This is a genomic window from Pantoea sp. CTOTU49201, assembly GCF_032054795.1.
Classification (GTDB): Bacteria; Pseudomonadota; Gammaproteobacteria; order Enterobacterales; family Enterobacteriaceae; genus Pantoea; species Pantoea symbiotica.
The window spans coordinates 1-9,251 of record NZ_DAMBSA010000171.1; the positions used below are offsets into that span (position 1 = coordinate 1).

General features: G+C 56.0%; 7 protein-coding genes and 1 pseudogene. 5 read left to right on the plus strand and 3 right to left on the minus strand.

Annotated elements, in window-relative coordinates; all coding sequences use genetic code 11:
* Window positions 1–209 (minus strand): annotated as a pseudogene (locus RTY00_RS13190) (efflux RND transporter periplasmic adaptor subunit); the annotation flags it as partial.
* A 507-nt stretch (window positions 210–716) separates the two neighbouring features.
* Between RTY00_RS13190 and RTY00_RS13195 the strand changes: the two are divergent.
* Window positions 717–3,419, plus strand: coding sequence for a cation-transporting P-type ATPase (locus RTY00_RS13195; RefSeq protein ID WP_312664756.1), 2,703 nt, complete (start codon window positions 717–719; stop codon window positions 3,417–3,419).
* Window positions 3,420–3,480: 61 nt separating this feature from the next.
* On the opposite strand, the gene RTY00_RS13200 is transcribed toward RTY00_RS13195, so the two are convergent.
* The gene (locus RTY00_RS13200; RefSeq protein ID WP_258145888.1) at window positions 3,481–3,714 is read right to left on the minus strand and encodes a YgdI/YgdR family lipoprotein; all 234 of its coding nucleotides are present in this window, start codon (window positions 3,712–3,714) and stop codon (window positions 3,481–3,483) included.
* Window positions 3,715–3,843: 129 nt separating this feature from the next.
* Complete coding sequence (locus RTY00_RS13205; RefSeq protein ID WP_312664758.1) at window positions 3,844–4,614, minus strand: GntR family transcriptional regulator; 771 nt, start codon at window positions 4,612–4,614, stop codon at window positions 3,844–3,846.
* A gap of 79 nt (window positions 4,615–4,693) precedes the next feature.
* Between RTY00_RS13205 and RTY00_RS13210 the strand changes: the two genes are divergently transcribed.
* From RTY00_RS13210 to RTY00_RS13225, 4 genes are all read left to right on the plus strand, one after another.
* Window positions 4,694–5,974 carry a M20 family metallopeptidase gene (locus RTY00_RS13210; protein ID WP_409519140.1) on the plus strand — a complete coding sequence of 427 codons (1,281 nt, stop codon included), beginning with the start codon at window positions 4,694–4,696 and terminating at the stop codon, window positions 5,972–5,974.
* Window positions 5,975–5,995: 21 nt separating this feature from the next.
* On the plus strand, window positions 5,996–7,594 hold the full coding sequence (locus RTY00_RS13215) for an ABC transporter substrate-binding protein (RefSeq protein ID WP_312664759.1): 1,599 nt from the start codon (window positions 5,996–5,998) through the stop codon (window positions 7,592–7,594).
* Between the two features lie 9 nt (window positions 7,595–7,603).
* Window positions 7,604–8,551: an ABC transporter permease gene (locus RTY00_RS13220; RefSeq protein WP_007885920.1), complete on the plus strand. Its 948-nt coding sequence runs from the start codon at window positions 7,604–7,606 to the stop codon at window positions 8,549–8,551.
* A partial coding sequence (locus RTY00_RS13225) for an ABC transporter permease (protein WP_312664761.1) occupies window positions 8,544–9,251 on the plus strand: 708 nt, incomplete at its 3' end. The genes RTY00_RS13220 and RTY00_RS13225, both read left to right, overlap by 8 nt.

Sequence of the window (9,251 nt, forward strand, 5' to 3'; positions counted from 1 at the left end):
GCCAGTCGGCCGGTACGCTTAAAGGCCAGTTCGGTGTAATCGCCCGCTGAAATACGCGCCGGAAATACCCTGACTTTTTCTGTGGTATTTTCCGTCAGCGTTAATGCTTTAATTACGCGCGGTGCGCTGATTTCATCACCGCTTTTATTGTCACAACCGATCAAAACCAAACAAATTAGAAGTGCGCCCAGCACTGGCCAATTATTCATACCCCAGCCTCAATAAGAGAGAAAGGGCGGGAATATGCCATTGTCTGAAGGAGGGAATAATGACCCTCAGCAAAATAAGGGCCATTAGAGGAAATGAATTTTGTGTGTTTAACCTTGGTTTAATTTAGCTGTGTATGGCGAAATCAATTATGCCACCATGCGCGAAACCACATGGTAAGAGAGTAAACCGATGGCGGTAGCTGAGGATATCGCAATGATAATAAAGGAGATAATCATCGGTATTGTCAGGTTATGTATTTTATTCATAATAATTCTCCCTATGAATAATAGATTCCGAGATGAAACTAAATTTAATATGCGTTACGCACTCTTTCTATTTGCGTTTAAATAATAACGCTACGCAATCAGTGCTATCACTATTAGCATCACACTTCTGAATCGGTAAAAACATGACCACGGTCAGTATGCTTCGGGAAAATATAATTAAAATGTGTTTTTTATTTTCGCACGCTTTTTTATTTTCAATTCAATAGCACGGGGTTAATTATGACTGTTATTCCTATTCAGCCAAAACGTCCGGAGGCATCCGCGCGGCCCTATTATCAGCAGGATAACGCCGCGGTATTTAACGCAATAAACAGCTCACCTGCGGGATTGAGCACCACCGAAGCCCAGCAACGGCTCGACGCCAACGGGCCGAACGTGCTGCCGCAGAAAGCGGAAAAATCACTGCTGATGCGTTTTCTGGCGCATTTCAAAGACGTACTGATCTATATCCTGCTGGCAGCGGCGGTGATCACCGCGGTAATGGGCCACTGGGTGGATACCTTTGTGATTCTTGGCGTGGCGGTGATCAACGCCATGATCGGCTTCATTCAGGAGAGCAACGCCGAAAAGTCGCTAAAAAGCATCCAGAACATGATGTCGAGCGATGCCATGGTGCTGCGCGACGGCCAGCAGATCACCGTCGCCACGCAGGATCTGGTGGTGGGCGATGTGGTGATGCTGCGTCCAGGCGATAAGATTCCGGCGGATTTGCGTCTGTTCGAGGTGCACAACCTGCGCGTTGAAGAGGCAATCCTGACCGGCGAATCAACGGTAGTTTCAAAAAACACCGTGGCACTTGAGGGTGAAAAAGGGCTGGGCGATCGCCTGAATCTGGCCTATTCCGGCACCACCGTCAGTTCAGGTACTGCGCTGGGCGTGGTGATCGCCACCGGCGGCGATACCGAGTTGGGCCACATCAATGCAATGATCTCCTCGATTGAAGAGGCGAAAACCCCGCTGCTGGTACAGATCGACAAACTCGGCAAAGCCATTTTCGGCATCATCATGCTGATGATGATTGCACTTTTCGTGTTTGGTTATCTGCTGCGCGACATCGCGGTGACGGAGCTGCTGCTGTCGGTGATCAGCCTCGCGGTGGCGGCGGTGCCGGAAGGTTTACCGGCGATTATCTCGATCATTCTTTCGCTCGGCGTGCAGTCGATGGCGCGTAATCACGCCATCATTCGTAAGCTGCCGACGGTCGAAACGCTCGGTGCTATGACGGTGATCTGCTCGGATAAAACCGGCACGCTGACCATGAACGAGATGACGGTGAAAGCGGTGGTGCTGGCGAACAGCCAGTGGCGCATCAGCGGCAACAGTTACGAACCCAAAGGCGAGTTTACCCTGGAAGCGGGCCAGCAGAGCGATGCGCTGATGCAGGGCTTCTTGCAGGTGGTGGATATCTGTAACGAAAGTCAGCTGCGTCAGGATGCTAACGGCAACTGGGGCATTGTGGGTGGACCAACCGAAGGCGCGCTGAAAGTGCTGGCCGCCAAGGCGGGCATTCAGAATGACAAGGTGCAGATTCTCAGCAAGCTGCCGTTTGATTCTGCCTACAAATACATGGCGGTGAGCTGCCTGATTGATGGCAAACCGTGCCTGCTGATGACCGGCGCGCCCGATGTGTTGCTGTCGCTGTGTCAGCAGCAGCAGGGCGCAACCGAAGCGGAAGTGATTGATCGCGGCTATTGGGAAGCGGCGATCACCATGTACGCCAGCGAAGGGTTGCGCACCGTTGCCGCCGCGTGGCGCTGGCTGCCGGAAGCGCAGCATCATATCGATCACGACGATTTACGCAACGGCATGAAGATGCTGGGCCTGGCCTGCATGATGGATCCGCCACGTCCGGAAGCTATCACCGCGATTCGCGACTGCCAGCAGGCAGGAATTCGCGTGAAGATGATCACCGGCGATCACCCGGAAACCGCGATGGCGATTGGCCAGATGCTGGGTATTGGTAACAGCGATTCTGCGATTACCGGCTATCAGCTGGAGCACATGGATGATGCCGAGTTGGGCGTCGCGGCGCGTGAGTACGACATCTTTGCCCGTACCAGCCCTGAGCATAAGCTGCGTCTGGTGAAAGCGCTGGAGAGCAGCGGTGAGATCGTCGGCATGACCGGTGATGGCGTTAATGATGCGCCTGCGCTGAAGCAGGCCAACGTCGGTATCGCGATGGGCATCAAAGGCACCGAAGTGACCAAAGAGGCGGCGGATATGATCCTCGCCGATGACAACTTCGCCACCATCGCGGCAGCGGTGAAAGAGGGCCGACGCGTCTACGATAACCTGAAGAAAACCATTCTGTTTATCATGCCGACTAACCTGGCGCAGGGATTGCTGATCATCATTGCGATTTTGATGGGCAACCTGCTGCCGCTAACGCCGGTGCAGATTCTGTGGATGAACATGGCGACCTCGGCGACGCTGTCGTTTGGTCTGGCATTCGAACCGGCAGAGCGCAACATCATGCGCCGACCGCCGCGTAACGCGCGCAGCCCGGTGATGGATGGTTATGCCATCTGGCGTGTGATCTTCGTTGGCTTGCTGATTTCGATTAGCGCCTTTGTGCTGGAAGCCTGGCTCCAGCCGCGCGGCTACACGCCGGAGTTCATCCGCACCGTGCTGTTGCAGATGCTGGTCACCGCGCAGTGGGTTTACATGCTGAACTGCCGTAACAGCAACGGATTCTCGCTGGATGCCGGTTTGCTGAAAAACCGTGGCATCTGGCTGGTCACCGTGGTGCTTATCGCGCTGCAGGCGATGATTATCTATGTACCATTGATGAACACGCTGTTTGGCACCGCGCCGCTGCCGTTCAAATACTGGCTGATTTCGCTGGCGGTGAGTGTGGGGATCTTTGTGCTGGTGGAGATAGAGAAGCATTTAACGCGAGGTTGGCGGGTAGCACGAGTTTAAGCAGGGCGTAAGTTAAGCGTAAAGCGGTCGCCATAAATGGCGACCCTACGAATATTGGATATTAATTATCCAGTTCGCTCATGTTGGTAATTTTGTCGCGATTGATCTGCTCAGTTTTACCGGTTTGCGCATCCTTGTAAGACACAAGGCCTGTGTCGCTGTCGATTTGCGGCTTACCAGACGTCACGATAGTGCGTCCGTCGGTGGTTTTAATCGCCTGATTAGAAGAGCAAGCGGTCAATGTCATTGCCATGAAAGTGCCAAGAAATGCCGTTGCCAGTACTGTTTTATTCATCATGATGAGTTCCTTTCAGTGGAATACGTTTAACTAGCTTTAAAGCGTAGTACATTTTCCCGAAACTTCCAGAAACCCGACGCATCTGCGCTGTTTTATCCTACTCAAACGGCGGTTCATGCCGGGCGATCAGCGAATCTCATTCACGTACATAAAGTGTTCGGTGCTAAAACGGTGGTGCGCCAGAATCACTGGAAGGGCGCTCTGATCAAACGACACTTCATCTATCACCATCACGGCGTGCGGTAAACTCAGCTCCAGCAGTGCGGCATCCTCTTCATTCGCCAGCGTCGCGGTGATTTGCTCGCGCACCGCAGCAACGCGCAGATCGTAGCGTTCAAACAGATAGCGATAGAGCAGCGGCGGCAACTGATCGGCGGGGGGAAAATCAACCAAACGCACCGACGGCAGCACCAGCGTTTCATGCATCGCAGCAATACCCTTCACGCGACGCAAACGTTTCAGGCGGATCACCTCATCACCCTGCGAAATTTGCAGTTTCTCTGCCTCGTCGGCGCTGGCATGGCTGAGCTGATAATCGAGTAAACGGGTATCGGATTGCAGCAATCCGCCGCTTTTATCGTGCAGCCGGAAATACTGGAAGAAATGGCTGAGATTGTGCAGCGGCGCCCAGCCGGTCACCACGGTGCCGGTTTTACGACGGCGCATTAGCATGCCTTCCGTGGTCAGCGCCGCCAGCGCTTTTCGCACCGTGCCAACCGACACACCAAACTTCGCCGCCAGGCTATTTTCACTTGGCAAAATCGTGCCTGCGGGCAGTTCACCTTGCAGGATCGATTCGCTGATATGGCGCTTGACCACTTCATACAGCGGCGCACCTTCGCCTTCGCTGAGTCTGGCGAAAGGTTGAGCGTCGTTCGCGTCATAGTTTTTTTGCATGTTTCCGATTACCGATTGACCGCAGTGGTTGAATTGCATTATCTATAAACTATATAGAAATACAACAGACGATAATCCTATGATGCAAAATTCACGCTTTAACAGTGCATTAGCGATGATTGCCAGCGACGGCGCGCAAATGACGGATGACCTTAAACAGATGCTTGAGGTCGATACCTGCTTTCCGCCGGGCAACGGTTACGGCGCTTTTGCTGACGTGATGACGCACTTATTGGAGCCGCTGGATTTCCGCTTTGCGCGCGTCTCGGTACCGGAACATTTATGGCAAGCACCGGACGGCAGCGCGTACGGTGAACGCGTTAATCTTCTGGCATCACTCGATGTTGGTGCGGCTGAAAACTGCAATCTCTACTTCCATACCGATACCGTGCCCGCTGGTGATGGCTGGCGTTTTCCGGCGTTAACGCTGACCGCAACAGAAGGCAAGCTGTTTGGGCGCGGCGCGGCAGACATGAAAGGCACCATTGTTGCGGCGATGGCGGCGGTACGCGCGGCGCAGGCGGCGGCGATTCCGCTGCGTTTTAATCCGGTGTTTCTGCTGTGCACTGATGAAGAGGGCGGCTTGTATCCCGGCATCCGTTATCTGGCGGAACAACAGCTTTTCTCCGGACATCTGCTCAGCTTCAACGGCGGCGCAGTGCCGCGCATCTGGGCCGGCTGCTTTGGCAGCATCGATCTCAAGGTAATTATCACCGGACGTTCGGCGCACTCCGGCGATCCGGTTAACGGCATCAATGCTATCGAAGCCGCGCTGCCGCTGATGAACGCGCTTTACCAGCTGAAGCTCGAGGTGGAACAACGCACCTCGGCGATGCCTTCTCCGCCGCATTATCACGGCAAACCGCTGACGTCACTGTTAACGCTGGCCGCCGCGCAGGGCGGCAGCAAAGGTTCGACTATTCCTGAACGTTTTGAGCTGCTGATTAATCGCCGTTACGCGCCGGAGGAGCACTTTGACGCGGTGTGGCAAGAGCTGACGCACTGTGTGGAAAGTGCGATGCGCGATAGCCCCGCACTCGACGTCACGCTGCAAATGATTGGTCATCTGGCACCGGTCGCTAATCCTGACGGCCCGCATTGGCCGCGCTGGCAGGCGGCGCTGAGCCAGGGATTTGGTTTCCAACCCAGCGAGTTCAAACCCTGGGGATCGTCCACCAGTTCCGATATGGGCTGGGTCCAGCAAGCCGGGATTCAGGAGATTTTACTCGGCGGGCTGGCCCGTCCCGACAATCGCATTCATGCCGCTGATGAGTACACCACGCTGGCAGATTTGATCGCACTTTCGCAGTCCATTCTGGCGTATCTCGCCGATGATTTTCAGCCAACCCAGGGTAGTTAACTAATTAACGAGGAAGAGAAGATGTGCGCAATGAAAGGGTTAAACCGCAGACAGTTTATCGCCAGTTCTACCGCTCTGACGGGCGCAGCGATGCTGCCCTGGTCGTTCTCGGCCCATGCCGCGCAGGTGGCGAGTGCTACGCCGGGCGGCACCGCGCGTAAAGGCGGCGTGTTGCGCATCAGCGTTGACCAGGCCGTCAGCGTGCTGAATCCGCATCAGGTTCGCGTCAACCCGGAATATTTGGTGGCGGAACTGCTGTACAGCGGTTTAACGCGTCTGACGCAGGAGATGAAAGCCGAAGCCGATTTGGCGCAATCCTGGCAGGCCAGCGCCGATCTCAAGCCGTGGACATTTACCCTGCGCCCGAACCTGAAGTTCAGCGACGGTTCGGCGTTAACCTCAGCGGATGTCGTCGCCAGCCTACAGGCGCTGCTCGATCCGAAAAATGCTTCACCGGCGCTGCATAACATTGGGCCGATTAAAGCCGTCAGCGCGCCAGATACCAACACGGTATTGATTGAAACCGATGCGCCTTACGCCGATTTGCCAGTGATGCTGGCTTATCCGGACGCAAAAATTATCCCGGCCAGCATCGCGCAAGGCCAGTTTGACAAGTTGAGTAAAGCCTCGTTCGGCGCCGGTCCTTTCCAGCTGGTGTCCTACGATCCAGAACGCAAAATTGTGGTGAAGCGCAATCCGCATTACTACGATCCGGCGCGTCCTTATCTGGATGGCGTGGAAGTGGTGGTTTATCCCGATGGCATCGCGGAAAGTTCTGCGCTGATCTCCGGTGACACCGATTTGATGCTGAGCGCGCAGTCGAGCGAGTTCGCGCGCCTGTCCAAATCTTCCGGCGTGCTGCCGCTGCGCGTAGCATCCGGCCAGTTCCTCAATGTGAACATGGGCTGCGACCAAAAACCGTTCAACGATGTGCGGGTACGACAGGCGCTGGCGCTGTGCGTTGATCGTCAGGCGTCAGTGGATTTCGTGGCGGATGGCTTGGGTTCACCGGGCAACGACACGCCGATTAACGGCGCGTATCCGTTCTTCGCCAACCTGGCGAAAAAAGCGGTGGATTACAGCAAAGCCAAGGCGCTGCTGGCGGATGCCGGTTATCCCAACGGTCTGGATTTAACGCTGATCGCCTCCGACAAACCGGCCACCCGCACCCAGCTAGGCATCGCGTTGCGCGAGATGGCGAAACAGGGCGGTTTCCGCATCAACGTGCAGACCATGGCGCACAGCACCTATCTCGATCAGGTGTGGAAGAAAGGCAATTTCTACGTCGGCTTCTACAACATGCAGCCGACGCCAGACGCGGTGTTCTCTCTGCTCTACACCTCAACTGCGTCGTGGAATGAAACGCGCTGGAACAACGTGGAGTTTGATAAAGCGGTCGGTGCAGCGCGTGAAACTCGTGATGAAGCCCAGCGCGCCACGTTGTATGGCAAAGCGCAGCAGCTGATGCATGACGAAGTGCCATCGGTGATCCCAACCTTCTTCGATCTGCTCGCCGCCAGCCGCGACTATGTCGGCGGATATCACCTGCATCCGCGCGGTGCGGTGTTCCGTCTTGACCATATCTGGTTGACCGACAAAGCGCCGAAGCGCGCAGTGTAAGGAGCGAACGTGACAGCAAGTTATCTGCTTAAACGCCTTCTGCTGATGGTTTACACCTTGTTAGTGGTGTCGCTGCTGGTCTTTGGCATCACTCAACTGTTACCGGCCGATGCGGCTGTCACTTTGCTGGGACAAAACGCCACGCCGGAAGCGTTGGCGGCGGTGCGTGAACGTTTGGGGCTGGATGCCCCGGCGTGGTTGCAATATTGGCACTGGCTGACGCAGGCGCTGCAGGGCAACTTTGGCGTATCGATGCGCAATGGCCTCGAAGTGGCGCCGACGCTGCTGACGGCGTTATCGCGATCGCTGCTGCTGGCGGTGTGCGCCCTGATCCTGATGCTGATTATCGCCATTCCCCTCGGCATCTGGGCGGCGGTACGTCGCGGCAAAACCGCCGACGTGCTGGTGAGCGTTATCTCCTACATCGGCATCTCCTTCCCGGAATTCGTCACCGCTACGTTGGTGCTGCTGTTGTTTGCCGATGTCTGGCAGATTTTGCCCGCCACCGGCTATGTGCCGCTCAGTGAGAACTTCGTTAGCGGCATTCAGCACCTGATTTTGCCGTCGGTAACCGTGGCGCTGATTCTGGTGGCGCACGTCTCGCGCATGGTGCGCTCAGAAATGGTCGATGTGCTGCATACCGATTACATCCGCGCCGCGTGGCTGAAAGGCTTATCGCGTCGCCGCATTCTCTGGCGACATGCGCTGCGCAATGGCTTGTTGCCGACCATCACTATTGTGGCGCTGGATGTCGGTTATCTGCTGGGCGGGATTGTGGTGGTGGAAGAGATCTTCGCCATTCCCGGCATTGGCCGCGAACTGATTGTCGCCGTGCAGGCGCGCGATCTGCCCACCATTCAGGCTGGCGTGATGATCCTCGCCGCGACCTATTCAGTGGTGAACTTCCTGGCTGATTTGGCCTACGTCACTCTCGATAAGCGGATCTCCTATGCCTGATATTTTGAAACGTTTGCTGCGTTCACCGCAGGGCGCCGCTGGCGTGCTGATTATCTTGCTGGCGCTGCTGATGGTGGTGGGCGGCGCGCACGTTGCGCCTTTTGATCCTGAATCGATCTCCATCCTGACGCGCTATAAGCCGCCCAGCGCGGAACATTGGTTTGGTACCGATCAGATGGGCCGCGACATTTTTAGCCGTGTGATGGTGGGCGCGCGTTCAACCATTTTACTGTCGCTGCTGGCCACCGCGTTGGCGATGGTGATCGGTTCGGTGCTCGGCACCGCCAGCGCCTATCTGGGCGGCAAATTTGACGAGTTCATGATGCGCACCATGGATGCGGTGATGGCGATTCCCAGCCTGCTGTTTGCGTTGCTGATTGTCAGCACGCTCGGGCAGAGCAGCATGAACGCGGTGCTGGCGATCACCATCGCCTTTGTGCCGGGCATGGTGCGCATCTCGCGCAGCGTGGCATTGGCCGCCCGCCAGCAGGATTACATCAACGCTGCCATCGCGCGCGGCGAAGCCGGGCACTACATCATCCTGCGCGAAATGCTGCCGAATATTCTGGCGCCGATCATCGTTGAAGCCACCATTCGCGTTGCCTTCGCCATCATGCTGTTTGCCACCCTGAGTTTCCTGGGGCTGGGCGCGCAGCCGCCAGAGCCAGAATGGGGATTGATGGTCTCTGAAGCGCGCGCT